The sequence below is a fragment of the Kribbella sp. HUAS MG21 genome, from assembly GCF_040254265.1.
In the GTDB taxonomy this organism is placed as follows: Bacteria; Actinomycetota; Actinomycetes; order Propionibacteriales; family Kribbellaceae; genus Kribbella.
In genome coordinates, this window is record NZ_CP158165.1 from 7,024,452 (window position 1) to 7,047,177 (window position 22,726).

Annotated in this window: 25 protein-coding genes; 13 read left to right on the forward strand and 12 right to left on the reverse strand. The window is 69.6% G+C overall.

The annotated features are described in order from the left end of the window. The first annotated feature begins 38 nt into the window (after window positions 1-38). Genes ABN611_RS33915 through ABN611_RS33935 form a run of 5 tightly spaced genes read left to right on the forward strand, consistent with a single transcriptional unit; the run spans window position 39 to window position 4,828 of the window. Entirely contained in the window at window positions 39-1,625 is a 1,587-nt protein-coding gene (locus ABN611_RS33915) for an ABC transporter substrate-binding protein (protein ID WP_350276372.1), read from the forward strand. Continuing rightward, on the forward strand, window positions 1,607-2,614 hold the full coding sequence (locus ABN611_RS33920) for an ABC transporter permease (protein WP_350276373.1): 1,008 nt from the start codon (window positions 1,607-1,609) through the stop codon (window positions 2,612-2,614). Before ABN611_RS33915 ends, ABN611_RS33920 begins: the two co-directional genes overlap by 19 nt. Further along, entirely contained in the window at window positions 2,611-3,468 is an 858-nt protein-coding gene (locus ABN611_RS33925) for an ABC transporter permease (protein ID WP_350276374.1), read from the forward strand. The genes ABN611_RS33920 and ABN611_RS33925 overlap by 4 nt, the downstream gene beginning before the upstream one ends. Next, window positions 3,465-4,256 carry an ATP-binding cassette domain-containing protein gene (locus ABN611_RS33930; protein WP_350276375.1) on the forward strand — a complete coding sequence of 264 codons (792 nt, stop codon included), beginning with the start codon at window positions 3,465-3,467 and terminating at the stop codon, window positions 4,254-4,256. Before ABN611_RS33925 ends, ABN611_RS33930 begins: the two co-directional genes overlap by 4 nt. Then, on the forward strand, window positions 4,250-4,828 hold the full coding sequence (locus ABN611_RS33935; RefSeq protein ID WP_350276376.1) for an ATP-binding cassette domain-containing protein: 579 nt from the start codon (window positions 4,250-4,252) through the stop codon (window positions 4,826-4,828). Before ABN611_RS33930 ends, ABN611_RS33935 begins: the two co-directional genes overlap by 7 nt. Here the strand turns inward: ABN611_RS33935 and ABN611_RS33940 are convergent. Genes ABN611_RS33940 through ABN611_RS33950 form a run of 3 tightly spaced genes read right to left on the reverse strand, consistent with a single transcriptional unit; the run spans window position 4,821 to window position 6,642 of the window. After that, window positions 4,821-5,222: an arsenate reductase ArsC gene (locus ABN611_RS33940; protein WP_350276377.1), complete on the reverse strand. Its 402-nt coding sequence runs from the start codon at window positions 5,220-5,222 to the stop codon at window positions 4,821-4,823. The two genes, ABN611_RS33935 and ABN611_RS33940, sit on opposite strands and share 8 nt — an antisense overlap. Continuing rightward, window positions 5,219-5,959: an MIP/aquaporin family protein gene (locus ABN611_RS33945; RefSeq protein ID WP_350276378.1), complete on the reverse strand. Its 741-nt coding sequence runs from the start codon at window positions 5,957-5,959 to the stop codon at window positions 5,219-5,221. The genes ABN611_RS33940 and ABN611_RS33945 overlap by 4 nt, the downstream gene beginning before the upstream one ends. Further along, a complete protein-coding gene (locus ABN611_RS33950; RefSeq protein ID WP_350276379.1) occupies window positions 5,956-6,642 on the reverse strand; it encodes a helix-turn-helix domain-containing protein in 687 nt (228 codons plus the stop codon). Before ABN611_RS33950 ends, ABN611_RS33945 begins: the two co-directional genes overlap by 4 nt. Before the next feature lie 150 nt (window positions 6,643-6,792). On the opposite strand from ABN611_RS33950, the gene ABN611_RS33955 reads away from it, so the two are divergent. Then, on the forward strand, window positions 6,793-7,278 hold the full coding sequence (locus tag ABN611_RS33955; RefSeq protein ID WP_350276380.1) for a hypothetical protein: 486 nt from the start codon (window positions 6,793-6,795) through the stop codon (window positions 7,276-7,278). An 18-nt stretch (window positions 7,279-7,296) separates the two neighbouring features. Here the strand turns inward: ABN611_RS33955 and ABN611_RS33960 are convergent, their stop codons facing one another. Both ABN611_RS33960 and ABN611_RS33965 read right to left on the reverse strand, forming a co-directional pair. After that, window positions 7,297-10,203, reverse strand: coding sequence for a BTAD domain-containing putative transcriptional regulator (locus ABN611_RS33960; RefSeq protein ID WP_350276381.1), 2,907 nt, complete (start codon window positions 10,201-10,203; stop codon window positions 7,297-7,299). Window positions 10,204-10,269: 66 nt separating this feature from the next. Then, the gene (locus ABN611_RS33965) at window positions 10,270-10,776 is read right to left on the reverse strand and encodes a hypothetical protein (RefSeq protein ID WP_350276382.1); all 507 of its coding nucleotides are present in this window, start codon (window positions 10,774-10,776) and stop codon (window positions 10,270-10,272) included. Between the two features lie 112 nt (window positions 10,777-10,888). Here ABN611_RS33965 and ABN611_RS33970 point away from each other — a divergent pair, with 112 nt between their 5' ends. Both ABN611_RS33970 and ABN611_RS33975 read left to right on the forward strand, forming a co-directional pair. Further along, the gene (locus ABN611_RS33970) at window positions 10,889-12,193 is read left to right on the forward strand and encodes a phospholipase D-like domain-containing protein (RefSeq protein ID WP_350276383.1); all 1,305 of its coding nucleotides are present in this window, start codon (window positions 10,889-10,891) and stop codon (window positions 12,191-12,193) included. A 113-nt stretch (window positions 12,194-12,306) separates the two neighbouring features. Then, window positions 12,307-12,534, forward strand: a complete 228-nt coding sequence (locus ABN611_RS33975; protein ID WP_350276384.1) for a hypothetical protein — start codon at window positions 12,307-12,309, stop codon at window positions 12,532-12,534. A 9-nt stretch (window positions 12,535-12,543) separates the two neighbouring features. On the opposite strand, the gene ABN611_RS33980 is transcribed toward ABN611_RS33975, so the two are convergent. Further along, window positions 12,544-12,807 carry a hypothetical protein gene (locus ABN611_RS33980; protein WP_350276385.1) on the reverse strand — a complete coding sequence of 88 codons (264 nt, stop codon included), beginning with the start codon at window positions 12,805-12,807 and terminating at the stop codon, window positions 12,544-12,546. A gap of 60 nt (window positions 12,808-12,867) precedes the next feature. Here ABN611_RS33980 and ABN611_RS33985 point away from each other — a divergent pair, with 60 nt between their 5' ends. Beyond that, complete coding sequence (locus tag ABN611_RS33985; protein ID WP_350276386.1) at window positions 12,868-13,206, forward strand: DUF6401 family natural product biosynthesis protein; 339 nt, start codon at window positions 12,868-12,870, stop codon at window positions 13,204-13,206. Between the two features lie 68 nt (window positions 13,207-13,274). On the opposite strand, the gene ABN611_RS33990 is transcribed toward ABN611_RS33985, so the two are convergent. Together ABN611_RS33990 and ABN611_RS33995 are read right to left on the reverse strand one after the other, a co-directional pair. Further along, window positions 13,275-14,216, reverse strand: coding sequence for a hypothetical protein (locus tag ABN611_RS33990; protein ID WP_350276387.1), 942 nt, complete (start codon window positions 14,214-14,216; stop codon window positions 13,275-13,277). 137 nt (window positions 14,217-14,353) lie between these two features. Then, window positions 14,354-14,626 carry a hypothetical protein gene (locus ABN611_RS33995; protein ID WP_350276388.1) on the reverse strand — a complete coding sequence of 91 codons (273 nt, stop codon included), beginning with the start codon at window positions 14,624-14,626 and terminating at the stop codon, window positions 14,354-14,356. 56 nt (window positions 14,627-14,682) lie between these two features. Here ABN611_RS33995 and ABN611_RS34000 point away from each other — a divergent pair, with 56 nt between their 5' ends. Next, window positions 14,683-15,444: a MerR family transcriptional regulator gene (locus ABN611_RS34000; protein WP_350276389.1), complete on the forward strand. Its 762-nt coding sequence runs from the start codon at window positions 14,683-14,685 to the stop codon at window positions 15,442-15,444. Here the strand turns inward: ABN611_RS34000 and ABN611_RS34005 are convergent. From ABN611_RS34005 to ABN611_RS34015, 3 genes are read right to left on the reverse strand one after another with little or no spacing between them, the layout of a single operon-like run. After that, window positions 15,441-16,250, reverse strand: a complete 810-nt coding sequence (locus tag ABN611_RS34005) for a MerR family transcriptional regulator (RefSeq protein ID WP_350276390.1) — start codon at window positions 16,248-16,250, stop codon at window positions 15,441-15,443. The genes ABN611_RS34000 and ABN611_RS34005 overlap by 4 nt on opposite strands. 15 nt (window positions 16,251-16,265) lie before the next feature. After that, a complete protein-coding gene (locus ABN611_RS34010) occupies window positions 16,266-17,027 on the reverse strand; it encodes an ABC transporter permease (protein ID WP_350276391.1) in 762 nt (253 codons plus the stop codon). Window positions 17,028-17,036: 9 nt separating this feature from the next. Beyond that, window positions 17,037-17,819 (reverse strand): ATP-binding cassette domain-containing protein, encoded by a 783-nt coding sequence (locus ABN611_RS34015; protein ID WP_350276392.1) that lies wholly within the window; start codon window positions 17,817-17,819, stop codon window positions 17,037-17,039. 151 nt (window positions 17,820-17,970) lie between these two features. Between ABN611_RS34015 and ABN611_RS34020 the strand changes: the two genes are divergently transcribed. Together ABN611_RS34020 and ABN611_RS34025 are read left to right on the forward strand one after the other, a co-directional pair. After that, a complete protein-coding gene (locus ABN611_RS34020; RefSeq protein ID WP_350276393.1) occupies window positions 17,971-18,684 on the forward strand; it encodes a VTT domain-containing protein in 714 nt (237 codons plus the stop codon). Window positions 18,685-18,772: 88 nt separating this feature from the next. Beyond that, the gene (locus tag ABN611_RS34025; protein ID WP_350276394.1) at window positions 18,773-22,036 is read left to right on the forward strand and encodes a hypothetical protein; all 3,264 of its coding nucleotides are present in this window, start codon (window positions 18,773-18,775) and stop codon (window positions 22,034-22,036) included. On the opposite strand, the gene ABN611_RS34030 is transcribed toward ABN611_RS34025, so the two are convergent. Continuing rightward, window positions 22,017-22,514: a hypothetical protein gene (locus tag ABN611_RS34030; protein ID WP_350276395.1), complete on the reverse strand. Its 498-nt coding sequence runs from the start codon at window positions 22,512-22,514 to the stop codon at window positions 22,017-22,019. The genes ABN611_RS34025 and ABN611_RS34030 overlap by 20 nt on opposite strands. On the opposite strand from ABN611_RS34030, the gene ABN611_RS34035 reads away from it, so the two are divergent. Beyond that, a complete protein-coding gene (locus ABN611_RS34035) occupies window positions 22,515-22,637 on the forward strand; it encodes a hypothetical protein (RefSeq protein ID WP_350281720.1) in 123 nt (40 codons plus the stop codon). It begins immediately after the preceding gene. Window positions 22,638-22,726 lie beyond the last annotated feature (89 nt).

Below are 22,726 nucleotides of genomic sequence, written 5' to 3' on the forward strand. Positions count from 1 at the left end.
GCGCGGTGCTCGGTGGGGTCAGAAAGTCGTGTGCGGTGGTGACGGCCGTGCTGGTCGGGGTGGGTGTGACGGGCTGTGCGGCCGGTGTCGACGACGCGGGCTCCGGCGCGGGGAAACCCGTGCCGAAGGAACTCCGGCTCGCGATCGGGGGCGAGTCGGAGGACGGGTACGACCCGACCCTGGGCTGGGGCCGGTACGGCGCTCCGTTGTTCCAGTCGACGCTGCTCGCCCGCGACGCGGAGATGAACGTCGTCAACGATCTCGCCACCAAGCACACGGTCAGCGCGAACGGCCTCGTCTGGACCGTCGACCTGCGCGCCGACGCGAACTTCAGCGACGGCAAGCCGGTGACCGCCGAGGACGTCGCGTACACCTTCAGCATCGCGGCCAGGAGCGGCGGCCTGACCGACGTCACCGCCCTCGCCAAGGCGGTCGCGGTCGACAACGACACCGTCGACCTGCACCTCAAACGCCCGCAGAGCACGTTCGTGAACCGGTTGGTGTCGCTCGGGATCGTCCCGAAGCATGCCCACGGCAAGGACTATGCCCGGCACCCGATCGGCTCCGGGCCGTTCACGTTCGTCCAGTGGGACGAGGGCCAGCAGCTGATCGTTCAGCGCAACGAGAACTACTACGGCCCAAAGCCGGCGTTCGAGCGGGTCGTCTTCACGTTCGCCGGTGAGGACGGCGCGCTCGCCGCGGCGAAGGCGGGCCAGGCGTCGATGGCCGCAGTACCCGCCGGCCTCGCCAAGACCGCCGTTCCGGGGATGAAGGTCGTTCCGGTGAAGTCGGTCGACAACCGGGGCCTGATGTTCCCGTACGTCGCCGACACCGGGAAGAAGACCGCCGACGGCCTGCCGATCGGCAACAACGTCACGTCCGACAAGGCGGTCCGGCAGGCGATCAACCAGGCCGTGGACCGCCAGGCGCTGGTCGACGGCGTGCTCGAGGGCTACGGCTCCCCCGCGACCGGCCCGGTCGACGGACTGCCGTGGTACGAGCCGTCGTCCGCGATCGAGGGCAACGACCCGGGCAAGGCGAAGGAGCTGCTGGACGCCGCCGGCTGGAAGGACGGCGACGGCGACGGCGTCCGGGAGCGTGCCGGGGTGAAGGCGGCGTTCACGCTGCTCTACCCGGCGGACGACACGATCCGCCAGGGACTCGCGCTGAGCGTCGCCGACATGGTGAAGCCGATCGGCGTCGAGATCACCGCGAAGGGCGTGAGCTGGGACGTCATCGACAAGCGCCTGCACGCGGACGCCGTCCTGTTCGGCTGGGGCAGCCACGATCCGACCGAGATGTATCACCTCTACTCGAGCACCGCGGCCGGCGTCGAGTACTGGAACCCCGGCTACTACTCCAACCCGGTCGTCCAGCACAACCTCGACGCCGCGCTGAACGCGACCGACCAGGACGTCGCGGCGAAGTACTGGAAGGCCGCCCAGAAGGACGCCGACGGCAACGGTTTCGGCCCGTCGGGTGACGCCGCGTGGGCCTGGCTGGTCAACCTCCAGCACACGTACTTCGTCAGCGACTGCCTCGACATCGGCAAGCCGCAGCTCGAACCGCACGGCCACGGCTGGCCGATCACGGCCGGCATCACCGGATGGCGCTGGACCTGTTGAACGCCCAGCTACTACGGGCGCTGGCCTCCCGGTTCGCGCGCCTTGTGCTCCTGCTCGCCGCGGTCGCCGCCGCCTCGTTCGCGCTGATGGCGGCCTCACCCGTCGACCCGATCGACGCGTACGTCGGCGGCGACATCGCGGCCATCGGACCCGAGCAACGCGCCCAGATCGCGGAACGCTGGGGCCTGAACGACCCGCCGCTCGAACGCTTCGCCACCTGGCTGTCGCACGTCGCCCGCGGCGACCTCGGCCACTCGCACACGTTCAACCAGCCGGTCGCCGCCGTGATCGCCGGGAAGTTCCTTACCAGCCTCGCCCTGATGGCCGTCGCCTGGTGCCTGTCCGGTGTGATCGGCTTCGTCCTCGGCCTGGTCGCCGGCGTACGGCGTGGTCGCTGGGCCGATCGCGTCATCACCTGGTGGGCGTACACGCTCGCGTCCGCGCCGACGTTCTGGGTCGGGCTTCTGTTGCTCTACGTCTTCTCCGTGTCGTTGCAGTGGACCCCGATCTGCTGCGCCGTACCGGTGGGGACCGTCGCGAGTGAGGTCGGACTGCTCGACCGGCTGCACCACTTGTTGCTTCCGGCCCTCACCTTGAGCCTGGTTGGCATCGCGCCGGTGACGCTGCACACGCGCCAGGCCGTCACCGTCGCGATGGCCAGCGACTACGTCGCCTTCGCCCGGGCCCAGGGCGAACGCACCCTCGGCTTGGTGATCCATCGCGTACTCCGCAACGCCGCCGGGCCTGCGCTGCTGCTTCAGTTCAGCTCCCTCGGCGAACTCTTCGGCGGCTCCGTGCTCGCGGAACAGGTCTTCTCCTATCCCGGCCTCGGCGCCGCGACGACCGCGGCCGCCCTCGGGCAGGACGTTCCGTTGCTACTGGCCATCGCTTTGTTCACCACCGTCTTCGTGTACGTCGGCAACCAGGTGGGCGACGTACTGCATGCGTGGCTGGATCCGAGGATCCGGCGTCTCAAGGAGGTGCGATGACCGACATCGTTGCCGACAGCACCCGTCGCGGCCCGTTGGTCGACCGGCGTCGCCGCACGATCGCAGTGGTCGCCGTATCCGTCGTGGTCGTCGCGAGCGTGGTCGTCGCCGGTACGTTGTCCGTCGACGCCGCCGGCACCACACACCTGTCCGAACGCAATCTCAGCCCCTCCTGGCAGCACCTCTTCGGCACCGATCGCCTCGGCCGCGACATGCTCGCGCGTGTGCTGTCCGGGCTCCGGCTGAGTCTCGTCGTCGGGGTCAGCGCGGCCGTCATCTCCGGCGCCGTCGCCGTCCTGATGGCCTGCGCCGCCGCGCTCGGCGGTCGTCTGGTCGATCGCGCCGTGACCTGGGTGGTCGACCTCTTCCTGGCGCTCCCCCATCTCGTGCTGCTGATCCTGCTGGCGTTCGCGCTCGGCGGCGGCACCCGCGCGGTGATCATCGCTGTCGCCGTCACCCATTGGCCGTCGCTGACGCGGGTCCTGCGCGGGCACGCCCGCCAGGTGGTGTCGTCGGAGTACGTCGCGATCTCGCGGCAGCTCGGTCGCGGGCGCTGGTGGATCGCCCGCCGGCACGTCGTACCGCAGTTGCTCGGGCACTTCCTGGTCGGGACGGTGCTGCTGTTCCCGCATGCGATCCTGCACGAGGCCGCGCTGTCGTTCCTCGGTCTCGGCGTGGATCCCGCGGAGCCGTCGGTCGGCGTACTGCTCGCCGAGTCGATGCGCTTCCTGTCCGCCGGTGCCTGGTGGCTTGCCGTTCTTCCCGGCCTCTGCCTGCTCGTCGTCGTCAAGCTCGTCGACACGATCGGCGAGAACACCCGCGCCCTGCTCGACCCGAGGAGCCACCACCTGTGACCGCGCTGCTGACCATCGAGGACCTAAGGGTCTCGTTCGTGCAGTACGAACGCGGGCTGCGCCGCCGCGAGATCGTCGGGCTGGCCGGCATGGACCTGTCCGCCGAGCGCGGTCAGGTTGTCGCGCTCGTCGGCGCCTCCGGCGCGGGCAAGACCCTGCTGGCGCACGCCGTCCTCGGCATGCTGCCACCGAACGCCTCCGAGTCCGGGGTCATCAGGTACGACGGCCGCCGCCTTCCCGCCGCGGGCCGCCGCGCGCTCGCGGGTCACGAGATCGCGCTGCTGCCGCAGTCGGTCGACTACCTCGATCCGCTGGCGACCGTCGGACGTCAGGTCGCACGCTCCGCCCGCCTCGCCGGGCGCCCGGACCCTCGGCGTGCGGCCGCGATCGCGTTGGAGGCCCGCGGTCTCGGTCCGGAAGTACTGCGGCGTTATCCGCACGAGCTGTCCGGTGGGATGATCCGCCGGGTCCTCGTGAGCATGGCGACGATGGGCGATCCGCGGCTCGTCCTCGCCGACGAGCCGACGCCGGGACTGCCCGCCGCCGATGTCGCCGCGGTGCTCAACGACTTCCGGGATCAGGCCGACGCCGGGCGGGCCGTCGTACTCATCACGCACGAACTGCGCGGAGCGCTGGAGATCGCGGACACCGTCGTGATCTGCCACGACGGACGCACCGTCGAGAGCGCCGAACCCGCCGCGTTCACGGAGGGCCGGCTGCGGCATCCGTACGCGAAGGCGCTCTGGGAGGCGCTGCCGGGCAACGGGTTCACGGTGCCGGCATGCTGACCGCGAAGGATCTCTGGTACCGGTACTCCGCGCGCGGACCGTGGATCGTCGAGGGTTTCTCGATCGAGCTCGCGCCGGGCGAGATCATCGGGCTGGCCGGGCCGAGCGGCTCGGGCAAGAGCACGATCGGGCGGCTTCTCGCCGGACTGCTCACGGCGGGGCGCGGCCGGATCGACACGGATCCGCGGGTCGGTGGTCCGCATCCCGTGCAGCTGGTGCTGCAGCATCCGGAGCGCGCCATGAACCCGCACTGGAAGGTCCGCGACATCCTCGCCGAGGCCGGTGCGGGCGACACGCCACCGGAACTGGTCAGTCCTGCCTGGCGCGACCGCTTCCCGCACGAGATCAGCGGTGGCGAACTCCAGCGGGTCAACCTCGCCCGTGCGCTGCTGAGCAATCCTCGGTATCTCATCGCGGACGAGATCACCGCCAGCGTCGACGCCCTGACCCAGGCGCGGATCTGGTCTCACCTCGTCGACCGCGCCCGCGCCGACGACATCGGCGTACTGGCGATCTCCCACGACCGGGAGCTGCTCGCCGCAGTTGCCGACCGGATTGTCGAGCTCAGTTGAGTGTGAGCTCCGCGACGAGCTTCTCGACGCGGGCCCGGATCTCGTCGCGGACCTCGCGGACGACCTCGATCGGCCGGCCGGCCGGGTCGGTGAGCTCCCAGTCCTCGTAGCGCTTGCCGGGGAAGATCGGGCAGGTGTCCCCGCACCCCATGGTGATCACGACGTCGCTGGCCCGTACGTCGTCGGTGTCGAGCAGCCGCGGCGTCGTACCGGCGATGTCGATCCCGACCTCGCGCACGGCCTCGACCGCGACCGGGTTCAACTGATCCTTCGGCGCGGAGCCGGCCGAGCGGACGTCGACGGCGTCGCCCGCCAGGTGCCGCAGCCATCCCGCGGCCATCTGCGAACGGCCCGCGTTGTGCACGCAGACGAACAGCACAACAGGTTTGCTCACGAACGAACTCCCGACTCCGAGTGCGGTACGACGGCCTCGTCAGCTGAAGCGGTCGCTGGATAGAGGGCAAGGACGAGTACGGCGCCGACGGCCGCGCCGATCACCTGGAACACCACGAAGGCCGGCACCGATTCCGGTGCGATCCCGGCGAAGGTGTCGCTGAACGCGCGGCCGATCGTGACCGCCGGGTTGGCGAACGACGTGGACGACGTGAACCAGTAGGCCGCGCCGATGTACGCGCCGACCGCCGCGGGCGCTGCCGCGGAGCGTCCGGAGCGGGCCAGCGAGAAGATGAGCACGATCAGCCCCGCGGTGGCCACGGTCTCGCCGATCCAGAGGTGCGTCGCCGAACGGTCGGTGGAGGACCAGGACACCGCTTGCTCGCCGTACATCAGGTTGGCGAGCACGGCACCGGCGATCGCGCCGAGCACCTGGGCTGGGACATACGCGGCGAGGTCCTTCATGGACAACCCTTGGTTTCGTTGACCGAACCAGCAATCGACGGCGGACACGACCGGGTTGAAGTGCGCGCCCGAGATCGGTCCCAGCATCAGGATCAGCACCGCCAGGCCCAACGCGGTCGCAAACGCGTTCTCGAGCAACTGGAGCCCGGTGTCTCCGGGTGACAGCCGCGCGGCCGCGATCCCCGAGCCGACGACCACGGTCACCAGCAATGCCGTCCCCAGTCCCTCGGCGACAACCCGCCGCCACAGCGGCTGCGCCCGTGGCCCACTCACCAGGTGCTCATCTGGGTGCGCGGCGCCAGCCGGTCGATGCGGTCGGCGAGGTCGGTGTAGGCGGCTTCGAAGGCCTCGTCGGTGTCGGCCGGTGCCGGGTCCGGGACCGACCAGTGCAGCCGCGGCGGATCCTCCGGGCGTAACTGCTCGTACGCGTTGTCGCACACCGCGATCAGCAGATCGTCCCGCCGTACGACGTCCCGCATCAGCGCGGGCCGCCAGCGGGCCGGATCCAGACCGTGCCGGCGGGCGATCTTCAGCGCCCGCGGATGCACCCGCTCGGCCGGCTCCGTGCCCGCGGAGGCCGCGGGCACGTCACTCCGACGGGACCAGATCGCCGCCGCCAGCTGGGAGCGTGCGGAGTTCCGGGTGCAGACGAAGACCACGCGCTTCGCCGGTGTCAGAGCAGTGGCCGAGATCGCAGCGATCGCTTCCGGGCACAGGCGGACGTAGGTACGGCGCCGGTCGCCTTCGGAGCGCGTGCGGGCGACCACGCCTGCCTCTTCGAGGACCTTCAGATGATGCGCGACGAGGTTCGTCGGCAGGTCCAGCGCTGCGGCGAGCTCACCCGGCGCGGAGTCCCCGGCGACCACCAGCATGTCCACCACGGCCAGCCGCGCGGGATCACCGAGCGCCGCATGTACCCGGGCCCGGTCCGCCAGCTCGCCTCGTTCAACGTTCATTGACTCAATGATCATTGAGTAATTGCCTTGGTGTCAAACGGTCAGCGCGCGAACCAGGTTGCGAGCGGTGCGGCCGGCGCCGATGAGCGTCGCGGAGGCGGCACCGGTCCAGTCGCCGACCGTCGGCGAACGCCGCGTCGTCGGGACCTGGTGGCGAACTCGACCCGCTTCCGCCCCGACCACGACATGGTCGCCGAACTCCGCCTGGACCTCGACCCGATCCTCGGCTCGACACGCGCCCTCGCCCCGCTCATCGACCCGAACCAGCACTCCTGCGGCACGGTCCCACCCCACGGCGCGGACGAACTCGCCCACCCTGAACCTGGCTACTACGCCGTCGGCGCGAAGTCGTACGGCCGCGCCCCGACGTTCCTGCTCGCGACCGGCTACGAACAGGCCCGCTCCGTGGCAGCAGCCCTCGCCGGCGACTGGACCGCCGCGCGCGAGGTCCAACTCAACCTCCCCCAAACCGGCGTCTGCTCCTCCAACCTCGCGTACGGCGGTTCAGCGGACGAGGCCGGCGGTTGCTGCGGCCCAGTCGACACACCCGCGAGGGGCTTGGCCACCGGCATCACAGGCGGCCTACTCACTGTCCTCGACACCAAACCCACCACCACGTCAGGTTGTTGCGGCTGACAACAATCTCCCGCCGGCTCAGGTGTTGCGGCCGATTAGGTCGGGGGCGGCAGGGGTGCTGGAGTCGGTGATCTGCTGTTTCTCGGCGGTGGTGATCAGGCCGAGGTCGTGGAGGATCGCCGCCGAGCGATGCCAGCAGTCGCGCGCGATGGTGCGGGCGCCGAGGTCGGCCTGGGTGCGGCCCAGGCCCCACCAGATCTCGGCGTCCAGGAGCGTTTGGGTGGCTTCGGACCGGCGGCTTGCCTCGTGTGCGCGTTCGAAATGGGCAAGGGCCTGGTTCGGGTCGCCTGCGAGGCGGGTCGCCTCGGCCAGGTTGCAGAGGATGTTCGCCAGCCAGTTGGTTTCGGCCAGCGGTTCCGCGATCGTCAGGGCCTCGGTGTGGGCGGCCACCTCGTCGGCGGGCCGGCCGGCATGGCGGTACGTCAGGCCCAGGCTGGTCAGGCTGTCGGCCAAGGCGGTCGGCCGTTCGGTACGGCGGTTGAGCTCGATCGCGGCGCGCGAGTGCGCTATCGATTCGTCGTACCGTTCGAGCAGCCGGTACGTCGATGCCATCGCGGCCAGCTGCACCGCCTGGCCGGCCTCGTTCGCGATCTCTCGGTACCCGGACAGGGCGCGCGACAGGTGCTCGAGCGCGAGACCGTAGTCGCCCCAGCGCAGCAGCGCGGCGCCGATGTTCTCGTGGGCGACCGCGCGGTGCAGCGGCTCGGTCGCCGCGGCAAGCAGCAGTTCACCGAGCCGGAGCCGGTCGCGATGCCGGCCGCGCAACGTCATTTTGAGTCCGACCGCCGAGCAGATCGCCGCCGCGAGGCCCGGGTCGACGTTCGCGGCTTGCCGAACGATCGCGGACAGGTTGCCGACCTCGGCGTCCAACCAGCGGTAGACCTCGTCGCGATCCCGCAGCTCGACACCGTCGGCGTCGAGGGAGGCCGGTCCGACCTCGGTCCTCCAGGCGGCGTCGGCGTTCAGCAGGCGGCACGCCGTGCGGGAAGTCGCGAGGTAGCAGTGCAGCGCTCGCCGTACTGCGGCCGTCCGGCTCGCCTCGTCGTCCACCTCGCCGGCGAGATCACGTCCGAAGAGCCGGAGCAGATCGTGGGCGCCGTACCGCTCGGGCCGGTTGCTCTCGAGCAACTGCATGTCGACCAGGCTCTCGAGCAAGTCCTCGGCGGTAGCCACATCTGTCCCCGCCAGCGCCGCGACAACCGGGACGCCGACGTCGGCGGCATCCAGCAGGTTCACCAGCCGGAACAGTCGCTGCTCCTGCCCACCGAGTTCCTGATAGCTGACCTGGAAGCTGGTCCGCACGCCGCGGTCCTCGGTCTGCAACTCGGCAAGCCGGGATCGCTTGTCCTGCTGAGTGGCAGCCAGGCGATCGGCCAGGGTCCGTAGACTCCACGACGGCCGGGACGTCAGCCGGGAGGCTGCGATCGAGACCGCCAGCGGCAGCGAGCCACACAGTCGTACGACGTCCAGCGCGGCCTGGCGCTGCGTTGGCTGCGTCAGGTCGACACGAGCCGGGCCGACCAAGCGACTCAGCAAGGTGAGCGCGTCCGCCTCGGACAGCATGTCGAGCGGCTCCAGGACCGCGCCGGGGAGAGTGGACAGGATCCGTCGGCTGGTGACGAGCGTGCGGCAGGCGTGTCCGGCCGGGATCAGCGGCTCGACCTGGCCGGCGTCGGAGGCGTTGTCGAGGACGACCAAGAGGCGGAGCTCGCTGGTCATCGACCGGAACCGAGCGGCGGCCTCGTCGGTGTCGGCCGGGATCGCCGTGTCCGCGGCGCCGAGCGAGCGCAGGAATCGCCCGAGTACGTCGGCCGGTTCCAAGGGTGCGACGTCCGGTGTCGAGCCGCGCAGGTCGACGTACAACTGGCCGTCGGGAAAGGCGCCGGCGACGAGGTGGCCGACGTGCACGGCGAGCTCGGACTTGCCGACACCGCCGGGTCCCGCGAGCGCCGCGATAGCGCTTGGCCGCGGCTGGTCCGCGGTCAGCTGGTCGCACAGCCGACGGACCGCATCCTCCCGCCCGGTGAACGTCGGCACACCCAGCGGCAACTCGGCAGGTACGACGCTCTCCGCGCCGGAGCCGTTATCGGCCATAGCCTGCGGCGGCCCGCTGGCGGTTCCGGCACTGGCGACGGCCGCGCCGTCAGGAGTCGCTCCCGCCGGAGTCCCACCCGGCGGAATCGCGCCGGCCAGGACTGCATGCTCGAGGTCGCGCAGTTCCTGGCACGGCTCGATGCCGAGTTCCTCGACCAACACGTCGCGGCCTTCGCGGTAGCACTCGAGCGCTTCGACCGGGCGGCCCGAACGCCACAAGGCCGTCATCAGTTGCGCACGCAGGTGTTCGCGCAACGGCTGCTCGGCGACCAGCGCGCTCAGCTCGGCGATCGCTTGGCGGTGCCGGCCCAGTACGAGCTCCACGTCGTACAACTGCTCGGCGATCGTCAGCCGCAGGTCGGCCAGCCGCTGGGCACTCGCGCTCAGCGCGCGCGTCGACAGCTCGCGCAGCGCCGTACCACGCCACAACGCGAGCGCGGCCCGGAGCCGATCGGCGGCGTCCTCGAGATCGGACGCCGCCTGCGCCTCGGCCCGCAGCCGCTCGGCCTCTGCCAGGTCGATCCGAACCTCCTGGTCGTTCAGCCGGTAGCCGTGCTGGGTCGTCTCGATGATCTCGCGCGCACACCCGGCCGCCGCGAACGCGCGCCTGAGTGTCGACACCTGGATCGACAGCTGCGTACGCGCCGACGCCGGCGGACTGTCGTCCCACACCGCGTCAATGAGCTCGTCGGCCGACACCGCCCGCCCGGCCTCCATCAGCAACGCCGCGAGGACCTGCTGCGCACGCTGCCCCCCGACGCACGCGGCCCGCCCGCCGACGGTCACCTCCACCGGCCCCAACACCCGGATCTCAACCCCGTCCCCGGCCATCACTTCAGGCTAAGCGACGACCGGGTCCTTCCCCCGGGTGCCGATCTCGCACGGCGCCGGAAAAGATCAGTTGATTCTCCAGCCGAAGAAGCGTTTGCAGTTCTTCGGGTCGACCTTGCGGTGGGAGCTGATGCTGTTGCTCCAGCTGCCCTTTTCGTCCTTGCCGTCGCCGTACATGTAGAGCTTCGTCACGTAATGGCCGGGGCGGACGCAGAAGCGGTCGCCTTTGTCGCTGTAGCCAGGCCGGGTGTAGAACTCGACGGTCGCGTCGCTGTGATTGATGAGCGAGCCCGCCTTGTTGTCGAAGTCCTTGACCTGGCCTTTTCCGTCGCCGTAGTCGCGGTCCGCCGCCGAGTCGTCCTTCGCGCCGTGGCGGTCTTCGCATTTCGACACGGCGTACAGGTAGATGTGCTTGTCGCTGCTCGGCAGGCTGTTGTTGGTCGCACGGCAGTCCTTCTCCCGCGCGGCCTCGTCGACCACCGCCCCGGTCCCCGGTGCGAGCGCGGCCGCACTGACACCGCCCAGCATGAGTACGACGGTCGCCGCCGAGGTCAGCACAAGTCGCGTGCCCATCAGAACTCCTCTTTCCTGGATGGCTGATGCCAGGACATTAGGAGTCGCGGCTATATCCCGGTTATCCCGCCGCGATAACGCCGATATAGCCGCCATACGTACCGTCGCCGCCATGAAACCTTCGGACCTGTTCAAAGGACTCGTGGCCATCGCAACGACCGGCGCACTGGTGTACGGCGGCGGCGCGCAAGCCACCGGCGCCGCACAGCAGCAGAATGCCGCGCCCGGCAAACCCACCACGTTCGTGGCCAACGATCCGAACGGCTCGAAGGCCGAGCGCTACCGGATCCGCGACTACCTCGTCAATCTGATCAAGGGCGCCGAGAAGGACTCCAGCATCACCATCGCGTCGTACCGCTTCGACGACTACGAGGTCGCGAAGGCACTCATCGACAAGATCAACAGCAAGCGGGTGACGGTGCGGATCATCGTCGACGCGGAACACCGCGGCACGATGCCGTACCGCGACGTGAAGATCGCCGCGGACGCGAGCCGGCTCTCGTGGATCAAGTACTGCGAACCAGGCACCAGCTCAGGCGGCAACAAGCACACCTCGTGCATCGGCGACCACATCATGCACAACAAGTTCTTCCTGTTCAGCAAGACCGGCGGGAAGTCGAACGTGGTCGTGCAGACGAGCTCGAACCTCAGCGAGCATTCCGGCCCGAAGATGTGGAACACCGCGTTCACCGCGATGGGCGACGACGGGAAGTGGCTGTACGACAAGTACCAGGAGTACTTCGCGGATCTCAACAGCGAGCAGAAGCGGGACGACCAGTACCAGCACTTCATCGACGAGCACGGGCCGGTTTCGAACGCGAAGTACAAGTTGTACGTCTCACCGCGGAAGGAGTCGAGCAGCACCGTCACGTTCGCGAACATCCTGAAGAGCGTGAAGTGCGACGGAAACAACTCCGGCGGTACGAACGACGACGAGCACCGCACCATCGTCCGCGTCGCGGCGGCCCAGCTGGCCAAGGGCGGCGGGACCGCCGTCGCCGCCGAACTGTGGCGGCTCGACAACGAGGGCTGCTACGTCGACGTCGTCGGCACGGACGTGAGCCAGGCGGCGGACGGACCGCTGCGCGGCGGGCTGCTGCGGGCCCCGACCGGCAAGTACCACGGACCGGAGGTCCGCGAGTTCAGCACGAACCAGTGCGGCACGCACGAGAAGAACATCCTGATCGACGGGCACTACGCCGGGAAGCCGGACCAGAAGGTCGTCTTCACCGGCAGCCACAACCTGAACCGCAAGTCGCCGTGGCACAACGACGACGTGATCCTGCGGATCACCGACGCGGACGTCCACGAGAAGTTCAAGGACCACTTCTTCAAGATCCGCGCCGCGGCGGCGATCACGTGGCAGACGAGCAAGTACGAGACGTACGACCCCGACGACCTCGAGTTCAACTGCTAGCAGAACGACCAGGCCCGGGCGGCGGCGCGCCAGGCCGGAGGGTCGGCGCGTTGCGCGATAGTCACCAGCTCGTTGTCGCGGGATCAGGGATCCCGGCGCATACTGGAAGCCTCATGCAGAGCTATCGCGCGACGACGCGTCGTCACCTGTCCACCAGTCCGTTCGCCGCCGCCCAGGCTGCTGACCCGGTCAAGAGCTTCGACGTCGGTGAGCGGGTGTCTCACGACCGGGAAGGGCTGGGCCGGGTGCATTCGGTCGCGTCCGGCGCGGTGATCGTCGACTTCGGCAGCGGCCGGATGGTGCGGGTGGTCGCACCGTTCGCCAAGCTGCACACCCTCTGACCGGCGTACTCAGGCGCGCTTGACCGCTCGCCGGAGTTGGTCCTTGGTCATCTTCGAGCGGCCCTTGATGCCGAGGCGTTTGGCGTCGGCGTACAGCTCTTCCTTCGACGGGGTGCGCTGTTTGGCCTTCCTCGCGCCGGAGATGCGGCCGGCGGTGGCGTCGGTGCGCGGCTCCCGGTCGGGTTCGGTGAACTTCTGGGCGACGTCCTTGAGGCCGCTCTTGAGGTTGGCGGCCTGGCGTCCGAGCTTGTCGCCCAATGATTTCGCAGGCATGGTGACTCCTTCCGCAGTTGCGGCTGATCAGCCGGTACCCGTGGATTAACCTACTGAGTCATGGTGTGGGTGCGAATCGTGCGGGAGTCGGCTGCGCGACGAGAATTGGCGTTGTTACGTGACCGGTTGCTCACGGGGCTGACCGCCTACGGCCCGGGGCTGCAGGCGACGATCGACCAGCATGCCGCGGCCGTGCGCGACATCCTCGGCCTGACCGCCGGGTCCGCCGGCCCGGTCGAGCTGGCGGCGTACGCACGAGGTGTGCAGGACTCGGCGGGCGAGCGCGGCTGGCGGATCGGCGGCGCGGGCGACGACTGGGTGACCGTCCGGTTGCTGGCCGCTGCGAGTCTCGCCTCGGCCGACGCCCACGCCGGCCTCCACGAGCTCCCGCGGCTCTGAGTACCCAGCGTCCCCGAGCGTGGAAGTGACGCTCGGGGACACCTCCCCAGATCCACCTGTCCCCTCGATCAGGTGGTGCCGTCGCTGCGCGGCGGGGGCGGCGGCGTCGCGGACCGGCGGGTCCCGCCGAGCGGATCACCCGGCATCCCCACGGACGCCGAACCACCGGTCGACGAGACGTCGGCACCGCTCGACGACATGCCCGCCGACGCGCCAGACGACGACGTACCAGACGACGCACCGGTCGACGCGTCAGGCGTCATGCGCGGCGACGACGCGCCGGGCTCCGTCTGCCACTGGCTGCGCTCCGCGTCCTCGCGACCGCGCTGGTACGCCTCGTCGCGCGAGCGGGCGTTCGGCAGATCCTGCTCCGCCCGGTCCAGCCACCGGTCCCAACGGCGCTGCATCGGCCGGATCATCCCGCCACCCATGCCGACGACGATGACGCCACCGACGGTCGCCAGGGCCGCGATCAGGACCGGGGTGGTCACCGTGGTCGCGACGCCGATCTGGTTCAGCGCGGCGATGACACCGAGCGCGATGACGAAGACCTGGACAACCTTCGCGATCAGCTGGCCGTAGCTGAGTGCCGACAGCGCGCTGCCGACCAGGTCACGCAACGCGTTCGCGATCGCGGCGGCCACGACGACGATCACGATGGCCACGACTGCTCTCGGCAGCCAGCCGACGATCGCCGCCAGCAGGTCGCTGACCGGGTTGGGGCCGAAGACGCCGAACGCGAACTGCAGCGCGATCAGCAGTACGGCGTAGTACACGAGTGCCGCGATCAGCCCGCTGGCGTCGTACTTCGACTGCGCGAGCGCCCGCCCGACACCGCCGCGCTCGACGGCGCGGTCGAAGCCCACGCGGGAGAGTACGACGTTGACGAGCTTTCGCAGCGCCATGGCCACCAGCCATCCGACGAACAGGATGACGAGGAACAGCACGAACTTCGGCAGGAAGGTGATGATCGCACCTACCGCGTCGTTCCAGGATTGGGTCAGGTCCATCGTTCTGCTTCTTTCGGTCTGCGCCGTTCCGGAATTGAACAGCGACGCGGTACCCCGCGAGAAAAGCCACAAAACAAAGGCACTTTCCGAATCCGGCCGACTGCAATACGCACCGGTTCAATTAAACGACCGATGCGCTATTTCGACCCGCCCAGCAGCCCGTCCAGCACGTCGGCAGCCTCCGCGTAGCCCGCGTCCGCGATCCGCTGCAGCTCGCGCAGGTCGTGCGCGGCCGCCGCCCGCCGGGTCAGGTACTCCCCCGCACGCTCGCACCCCTCGTCGAGCAGCTCGTTCAGCTCGCCGACGTCGTCCCGCCCGTCGGCCAGCTCGGCGAGCCGCTCCAGCGCGCGCTCGTTCCCCTCGTCGGCCAGCGCGCGCAGCGTCTCCCGGTCCGGTTCGAAACTCGTCATGCCGCCATGCTGCGACGTTGCCCCAAGGGCAAGGTCAAATGCGCCAGGCTGGGTCCGTGATCACCATCGGCCAGCTCGCCCGGTACGTCGGCGTCTCGACCAAGACGATCCGGGTCTACCACGCGAAGGGACTCCTGCCCGAGCCGCCGCGGGACGCGTCCGGGTACCGCCGGTACTCAGCGCAGGACCTCGTCGACCTGATCAAGATCCGGACGCTGGCCGAGGCCGGCGTACCGCTTGCCAGGATCGCCGTCCTCGCCACCGGATCCACTGCCGAGCTGCGGTCCGCGGCCACCGAACTCGAGGCCGACCTCACCACCCGGATCGACCGGCTCGTCAGCACCCGCGACCGGCTCAGAGAGCTCGCCGCGGGCCACAGTCCGTTCCTGCCCGGCGAGGTCGAACGCCATCTCGAACATCTCCACGACCGCGGCTTCTCCGACCGGTGGATCACACTCGAACGCGACCTGTGGATCCTGACCTTCGCAACCGCACCCGACACCGCGCACCGCTTCTTCACCGATCAGGCCGAGGCCCAGGCCGATCCCGTCCTCGGCCGGCTGTACCTCGAGTACGACCGGGCCCACGACCTCGACCCGGAAGACCCGGCCCTGGCCGAACTGGCCGAACGTGTCGTCGAGCTCGCCGTCGCGCGCTACTCCCCCGACGACCTCCGCCGCGACTCCGCCGACACCGGCCTCCCCGGGCTCGTGCAGTCCTCGATCAACGCGTCCTCCCCTGCCTGGGAACGCCTGGACGCCCTGATCCGCAACGGCCTCGCCGCCCGCTTGCGCCGGAGCGGAATCCCCGGGTTCTAACACTCCTCTAACGAGCTCGCGGACTGGTCGGCCGCGGGGAGTCTGTCGGCCGGTACGCGTTCGATGCGGGTCCAGCCCTTCCAGCCGCGCTCTTCCAGGATCGCCAGCAGCCGTTCGGCGCCCGGTGCGGATTCGAGTACGGAGCTGTCCATCAGGTTGACCAGCTGGTCGTCGAGGTACCCGCTGCCCGTCTCACCGGCCTGGACGGCGGCGATCATCAGTCGCTCGAGGATGTCGGCGATCTCGTAGAGCCGGGCTTCGTCGGGCGGCGCGTCGAGGGCCTCGTTGACGACGCGGTAGAGCTCCCGCATGTCGGGGTGCTCGAGCGCCTCATGCTTCTTGGTGATGACAGCGTCCACCAGATGCGGCACCTGCGCGGCGATCATGATCCAAGCGTCCCGCTCCAGCTCGATGTAGCGTTCCTGGACGCCGAGTCCGCGCAACCGGTCCAGGTAGCCGACGACACTCTGCGGCAACGCCAGGTGTTCCCCGGCGGCGAGCCGGGCGAGTCGCTTGCGGGTGTCCTGCAGCCGCCGGGCCTCCGCCCGCAGGCCCTTGTCGATCTCCTCGACGCCCGCCGCGAACTCCTCCGCGTCCGCGTCGAGCAACTCCTGCACCCGCGCCAGCGGTACGCCGGCATCCGCCAGCGTCCGGATCCGGATCAGCCGCACCACGGCCGAGGCGTCGTACGACCGGTAGCCGGAGTGATCCCGCCCGGGCTCCGGCAGCAGCCCGATCTGGTGGTAATGACGCACCGCCCGCGTCGTCACCCCGGCGTACGTCGCCAGCTGGCTGATGGTGAGCATGGCTCCCAGACTGCCTCAGGCGATCTTGCGGCGGTAGACGACCATGGCGATGCCGTACGCCGCCACCAGGATGCCGACGCACCACACCAGCGCGATCCAGAGGTCGTCGCCGAGCGGCTCGCCGGCGAGCAGGGCACGGATCGTGTTGACGATCGAGGTCACCGGCTGGTTCTCGGCGAACCAGCGCACCGGCCCCGGCATCGTCGTGGTGGGCACGAACGCCGAGCTCAGGAACGGCAGGAACATCAGCGGGTACGAGAACACGCTCGCGCCCTCGATCGTGTTCGCGGACAGGCCCGGGATCACCGCGATCCAGGTCAGGGCCAGCGTGAACAGCAACAAGAGCCCGGCGACCGCGAGCCACGCGACCAGCCCCGCGCCGGACCGGAAGCCCATCAGCAGGGCGACCGCGACGACGACCACCAGCGAGATCACGTTGGCGACCAGCGAGGTCAGGACGTGCGCCCAGAGCACGCCCGAGCGCGCGATCGGCATCGACTGGAACCGCTCGAAGATCCCGCTCTTCATGTCCATGAACAGCCGGAACGCCGTGTACGCGATGCCCGACGCGATCGTGATCAGCAGGATGCCGGGCAGCTGGTAGTCGACGTACCGGACCTGGCCGGTGTCGATCGCGCCGCCGAACACGTAGACGAACAGCAGCATCATCCCGACCGGCATCAGCGCCGTGGTGATGATCGTGTCGAGGCTGCGCGTGACGTGCCGCAGGGTCCGGCCGGTGAGTGCGACGGTGTCGCCGAGGTAGTGCGTGGTCATGATTCGTCCCTACTCGCTGTCCGACGTGGCCCGGGCGGTGTCGCCGACGATCGCGAAGAACACGTCCTCGAGCGACGGCTGCTTCTCGACGTACTCGATCTCGGCGGGCGGCAGCAGCCGCTTCAGTTCGGAAAGGGTGCCGTTGGCAATGATCCGGCCCTGGTGGAGGATCGCGATCCGGTCCGCGAGCTGCTCGGCCTCCTCGAGGTACTGCGTCGTCAGCAGCACCGTCGTACCGCGTACGGCGAGGCTCCGGACGGTCTCCCACACCTCGACCCGCGCCTCCGGGTCGAGGCCGGTCGTCGGCTCGTCGAGGAAGATCACCGCAGGCTCGCCGATCAGGCTCATCGCGATGTCCAGCCGGCGGCGCATCCCGCCGGAGTACGTCGCCACGCGCCGCCCGCCGGCCTCCGTCAGCGAGAACCGCCGCAGCAGGTCGTCGGCGACCGCACCGGGGTTCGCGACATGCCGCAGCTTTGCGACGAGTACGAGGTTCTCCCGGCCGCTGAGGATGTCGTCGACGGCGGCGAACTGGCCGGTGAGACTGAACGACTTCCGCACCTCCGGCGCCCGGGTGGCCACGTCGAAGCCGTTGACGTCCGCCGAGCCCGCGTCGGCCTTCAGCAGCGTGGCGAGGATCCGCACGATCGTCGTCTTGCCGGCGCCGTTCGAGCCGAGCAACGCGAAGATGCTGCCGCGCTCGACGTCGAAGTCGACGCCGCGCAGCACCTCCAGCTTCCCGTACGACTTCTGCAGGCCGCGCACGCGGATCGCGGTCCCGGTGTTCGTCATCAGCTGCCTCCTGTGGGGTTCGACCGCACACAGGATGGAGGGTTGACGCCGCGTCAAGGTCAAGCCCAACTAACTTGAACACCTCTGTACGGCTTATGTTACGCTAACCCGAACAGCAGTGTTCGAGATCAGTTTCCGCCCGGAGGCCCCGATGACCGAGTCGGACCAGCAACCCGCCGCGTCCCGATGGCGCCGGTTCGTGCCCTGGGAAGGCCCCGTCACCCGGGGCGACCTCGCCCTGATGGGCGCGATCATCGGGGTGGTCGCGATCGGGCTGGCGCTCCGGCCGGTCAAACCGTTCCTGCTCGCGTCGCACCCGGTGCTGCTGGAGTTCCTCACCGGCGACCTGATCGCGGTCGGCGCGGCCGCGGCCTTCGCGCGGATCGGCGAGGCTCCGCTCTGGCTGGTCATCGTGGCCGGGGCCACGGGGATGGTGAAGTTCGACTGGCTGACCTGGTGGACCGGGCGGCGCTGGGGGCTCGGCATCATCAAGATGTTCACGACGAGCGAGCGCGCCGTACGCTTCGCCGCGCGGGCCAAGGAGCTCAGCCCCTGGACGCTCCGGATCGCCGTCGTGCTCGCCCTGTTCCCGGGCGTTCCCACTCCGGTCATCTACGCCATGGCGGCGTGGGCAGGCATGCGGCTGGTCACGTTCCTGCTCCTCGACCTCGCCGGCGCCGCGCTGATGACCGGGCTGGTGGCGACCCTCGGCTACAGCGCCGGCCAGCAAGCTGTCGACCTGGTGCTCCTGATCGACAGGTACGCGAGCGTCGTGAGTCTGACGCTGCTCGCGACCGCGGCCCTGATCCCCCTGGCCAAGCGCCTGCTGCGGCGCGGTCGCCCACGTCGCCGCAGTTCTGCTTGATACGTATCAGCCCAACCTGGTCGGGCCTCTTATCAGTGAGGGGATCGTCTCGGCGCGTTACGGCGCCGATCGGCTGGGGGTGCAGCAGATGGCCAATTTCCTGGATCCGCCGACGGGTGGACTCGACAAGAACACGGACGTCGCGTTCCACTACGGGCGGCGGGTGTTCTGGCTCGTCGTGGGCGTCGGCCTGTTCGTGCTCGCCCTGGTGGTCCTCGGCGACGGCGGCGGAGACGGCCTCCTGCCGCAGGCGCTCGGGATCGTGTGCCTGCTGCTCGCCGTAGTGCTGAGCCTCGTCGTACTGCTCGCGGTCGCACGTATGCGGGAGCGCCGGCTGCCTGCGTGGGCCGAGCAACTCCTGACCCGTATCGCCCGGCTGCCGCACTGGCTCGCCGTACTGCGCTGGTCCGCCCTGATCCTCGCCGCGGTCGCCGCCGCCCACTTCGGCGACGCGGCGAGTCTGCGGGGTCGGGCGGTGTCGATCGTCGACATCGAGCTGGCAGGCACCAGCCGGGCGTGGACCGAGTGCGCGTGCGACGCCGCGTTCACGACGGCAGTCCGCCAGGACTTCTGGTTCATCGCGTCGTACGTGCTGCTGCTCGGCGTGCTCGCGTTGTGGGCCGGCGCCTACTACCGGCTGCCCGCGCTGCGCCGGGCCCGCGACTCGGTGGCCATCGCGGTCGTCGTGGCCGGCGTCCTCGACGTCGCCGAGAACATCCTGATGCTCGCCGCGGGCTCGTCGAACGGGCCGTGGCGGTTCGTTGCGATCCTTGCCTGGGCGAAGTTCGCCATCCTGCTCGTGGCTGTCGTGTACATCGCCGCGGGCGCGTTCGCGTGGTGGGCGACGCCGCGCTGGATCCGGCTCGCCTCCTGGGCGCTGCCCGTCTACGCCCGCAAGGCGGCCGGCGCGAAACCGACCGCGGAGCCTTCGCAGAAGGTGTCCAAGGAGGCGACCGGCACGCAGACGACGCGCGGCGCTCCGCCCCCGCCGGAGAAGACCAAGTACGGCATCGCGCTGTCCGGCGGCGGCATCCGCGCGGCGTCGATCAGCCTCGGCGCACTGCAGGCCTTCGACGACGGTCCGCTCAAGTGGTCCGGAGCGCGGGCCGTCACGGCCGTGTCCGGCGGGTCGAACCTGGCGGCCGGCTGGAGCATCTCGCGGTCGACGTACCAGACCGACGACGGCGGGAATGCCGGGCGCGTGCAGCCCAGCGCCATGCAGCCGGCTCCGTGGGAGTGGCAGGACAACGGGTGGCTCACGCCTGAGGAGCGGCATCTCGTCGACAACCTCGGCTACCTCGCGTCGAACGAGCCCCGCGGATCGGACACCGACCCCGCCGCCACCAACGCGATGCGATCGGGCGGGGCCGAGGAGACCAGGGCGTCGTACCGGCCGGCCGTGTTCGCGACGATCATCGCCGGGCTGACCGTGAACGTGGTGGTGCTGCTGAGCATTCTGTGGGCGATCACGCGACCGGTGGGCTGGGCCTTGCGCAGCCTGACGGGCGAGGACGGCACCCTACGCAAGGGCGCGATGCACGAACTCGTCGAGGAACACTCGCTCGCGCTGCCCGGGATCGTCTTCCTCGTCGTCGGATTCGCCCTGCTGCTGCTCTGGGTGCTGGCCGGACGGCTCCTCATCGGGCGTGCCCAGAACCACGAGTGGGCACGGCTCACGCTGCAGACACTCAAGCGGGCGGCGTACGCCGCTCTGGCGCTGGGCGCGCTGCTCGCACTGACGGTGTGGGCGTTCGTCGAACTGGTCGGCGGGGTCGCCTACCTGTCGTTGGCCACGGTGGTCGCTACCGTCGCCGCCGGGGCCGGGGTCGTCGGTTCGGTCGTCCGCATTCTCCGGAAGCCGGCGGCACGGCTGGCGCCGAAGCTCGGCGGGTTCGCGTTCATCGTCGTCGCGCTGGGCCTGGCCGCGATCGCGACGTGGACCGCGGCCAAGCACGGCGTGAGTTGGTCCGGAAACGATCTGATCAGCTGGCAATCCGGCTGGAACTGGGTCCTCGCCCTCGTGTTCGTGGCCGCGGCGCTCCTGGGCCCGAGCCCGGAAAGCTGGGCGCTCGCCCCCTTCTACCGCGGCAAGCTGCGACTGGCCTATGCGACGTACCGGCCCGACAACGCCCGGGTGCGCGCGTACGAGAACGACGACGTCGCCGCTGCGGACCGGAGCCGGCGGGAACCGGGCCTGTTCGCCTTCGACGGTACGCCGCTGGTGGTCTGCACGACCAGCACCGTGAGTTCACGCGCGGTCCGGACCCACTACGGCACCCCGGCGCTGAGCGTGACATTCGACCCGAAGAAGACCACACTGCACCTGCCGCAGGACGGCCGCGGCAACACCCTCGAGTTCGCCGCGTCGACCCGCGTGCTCGACCGGCTCGGCAACCGGATGCACAAGCGGATCACCACGATGATGGCGGTCGCGATCTCCAGCGCCGCGGTGTCGCCGGCGATGGGACGGTTCCAGATCGGGCCGACCAGCATGCTGCTGACCTTCTTCAACATCCGGCTCGGCGTCTGGATCGCCAACCCGCGGTACATCGCCCAGCTCGAAGCCGCCGGCCTGGCCGCCGACGACAAGGACCCGCGCTACGCGCGCACCGGGCTCGGCTACCTGTTCAAGGAGTTCTTCGGGATCCACGACCTCGACGACCCGTACCTGTACCTGACCGACGGCGGTCACTGGGAGAACACCGGGCTGGTCGAACTGCTCCGGATCTCGGAGATCACCGAGATCGTCTGCGTCGACGCCGACTCCGGCCCGGGCGACGCGACCGCCTCCCTCGGCAAGGCGATCGCGATCGCGCCGAGCGAGTGCGACATCCGCATCGACATCAGCCTCGACCCGCTCCGGGCGGCACCGAGCGGTTCGCGCGTTCCGTCGTACTCACCGCGAACCGTCAATCTCGGGTTCTTCACCAAAGGCGCGGGAACCTTCACCGCGGACACCCCGGTCGGCATTCTCTGGTACGCCAAACCCGGTCTTGCCAAGGCGATGCCCGCAGCGCTACTGGCCTTTCACGAGCGGTATCCCAGCTATCCGCGGGAATCCACCTTGAACCAGTTCTTCGACACCGCCAGCTTCGTTGCCTACCGCAACCTCGGCCGCTACAACGCCCGGGAGATCCTGGTGGCCCGCCAGGAGCTCCAGTCGGCGCTCGCCGAACTCCTGGCGATCACCGACGATGTCCTGCTGGCCAAGCGCCTGGCCGAACTGGCCTGCGAGTCCACCACCCATTGGTCGGTCGTCGAACTGTCCCGCGCCGCCCACAGCGCAGTCCCCACCGACTCCCCCGACCTCATCACCGCCTACTGCCGGGCAGTCAGCGACTCGCTCGCATGAGGCGGTAGATCGTCGGTTGCGCGGCGACGGCGTTGGCTTTGAAGTTGGCCAGCACGAAGGGGCGGTAGCTGCGGCGGAAGATCAGGCTGGGCAGGAAGGTGCGCCAGGTGGGCCAGCTGGCGTGGTTGATCAGGCCGTAGTCGGCGGGCTCGCCGTCCACCGGTCGCATCAGGGCGGAGTTGGGCAGCGCGGTGTTGGCCTGGAACCAGCCGGCGGTGTACTCCCAGACCTTGAGCAGTGTGTCGCGGTCGTCGGTATAGAAGTAGTTGAACAGGTAGCGGTGATCGTTGCACGGCACCTGTCCGCCGCGTCGCTCGAACCCGACGAGGAGGTCGCGGCCCTGTTGGCAGCCACGGCCGAGCGGGCCCAGGCACGTGGCAGTAACGCTGCCGCGGTCGCCAGTTGAGCGCCGACCCGCTGGTGCTCGCGCGGTTGACCAACGTGCGCGCGGCCCCCGCAAGAACTGCAGGTCGTACACCTGGCCGCCACCGGCGCCACCAACCGCCAGATCGCCGAGCAGCTCTTCCTCAGCCCCGAACCGTCGGCTCCCACCTCTACCGCGCCTATCCCAAGCTGGGCATCACCTCCCGCGCAGAACTGACCCAACCCTTCTAACAGTTTGCATCGGCTGTTATCGTTAGAACATCGAACACGCTGCACTGCATCGTGCAGCAGTTCTGACGTTTCGAT

Excerpts from the sequence above, each read along its gene's own strand:
- ABN611_RS33920 (WP_350276373.1), top strand. The coding sequence starts at position 1,607 with ATGGCGCTGGACCTGTTGAACGCCCAGCTACTACGGGCGCTGGCCTCC.
- ABN611_RS33925 (WP_350276374.1), top strand. The coding sequence starts at position 2,611 with ATGACCGACATCGTTGCCGACAGCACCCGTCGCGGCCCGTTGGTCGAC.
- ABN611_RS33935 (WP_350276376.1), top strand. The coding sequence starts at position 4,250 with ATGCTGACCGCGAAGGATCTCTGGTACCGGTACTCCGCGCGCGGACCG.
- ABN611_RS33950 (WP_350276379.1), bottom strand. The coding sequence starts at position 6,642 with ATGAACGTTGAACGAGGCGAGCTGGCGGACCGGGCCCGGGTACATGCG.
- ABN611_RS33960 (WP_350276381.1), bottom strand. The coding sequence starts at position 10,203 with ATGGCCGGGGACGGGGTTGAGATCCGGGTGTTGGGGCCGGTGGAGGTG.
- ABN611_RS33965 (WP_350276382.1), bottom strand. The coding sequence starts at position 10,776 with ATGGGCACGCGACTTGTGCTGACCTCGGCGGCGACCGTCGTACTCATG.
- ABN611_RS33970 (WP_350276383.1), top strand. The coding sequence starts at position 10,889 with ATGAAACCTTCGGACCTGTTCAAAGGACTCGTGGCCATCGCAACGACC.
- ABN611_RS33975 (WP_350276384.1), top strand. The coding sequence starts at position 12,307 with ATGCAGAGCTATCGCGCGACGACGCGTCGTCACCTGTCCACCAGTCCG.
- ABN611_RS33980 (WP_350276385.1), bottom strand. The coding sequence starts at position 12,807 with ATGCCTGCGAAATCATTGGGCGACAAGCTCGGACGCCAGGCCGCCAAC.
- ABN611_RS33985 (WP_350276386.1), top strand. The coding sequence starts at position 12,868 with ATGGTGTGGGTGCGAATCGTGCGGGAGTCGGCTGCGCGACGAGAATTG.
- ABN611_RS33990 (WP_350276387.1), bottom strand. The coding sequence starts at position 14,216 with ATGGACCTGACCCAATCCTGGAACGACGCGGTAGGTGCGATCATCACC.
- ABN611_RS33995 (WP_350276388.1), bottom strand. The coding sequence starts at position 14,626 with ATGACGAGTTTCGAACCGGACCGGGAGACGCTGCGCGCGCTGGCCGAC.
- ABN611_RS34005 (WP_350276390.1), bottom strand. The coding sequence starts at position 16,250 with ATGCTCACCATCAGCCAGCTGGCGACGTACGCCGGGGTGACGACGCGG.
- ABN611_RS34010 (WP_350276391.1), bottom strand. The coding sequence starts at position 17,027 with ATGACCACGCACTACCTCGGCGACACCGTCGCACTCACCGGCCGGACC.
- ABN611_RS34015 (WP_350276392.1), bottom strand. The coding sequence starts at position 17,819 with ATGACGAACACCGGGACCGCGATCCGCGTGCGCGGCCTGCAGAAGTCG.
- ABN611_RS34020 (WP_350276393.1), top strand. The coding sequence starts at position 17,971 with ATGACCGAGTCGGACCAGCAACCCGCCGCGTCCCGATGGCGCCGGTTC.
- ABN611_RS34025 (WP_350276394.1), top strand. The coding sequence starts at position 18,773 with ATGGCCAATTTCCTGGATCCGCCGACGGGTGGACTCGACAAGAACACG.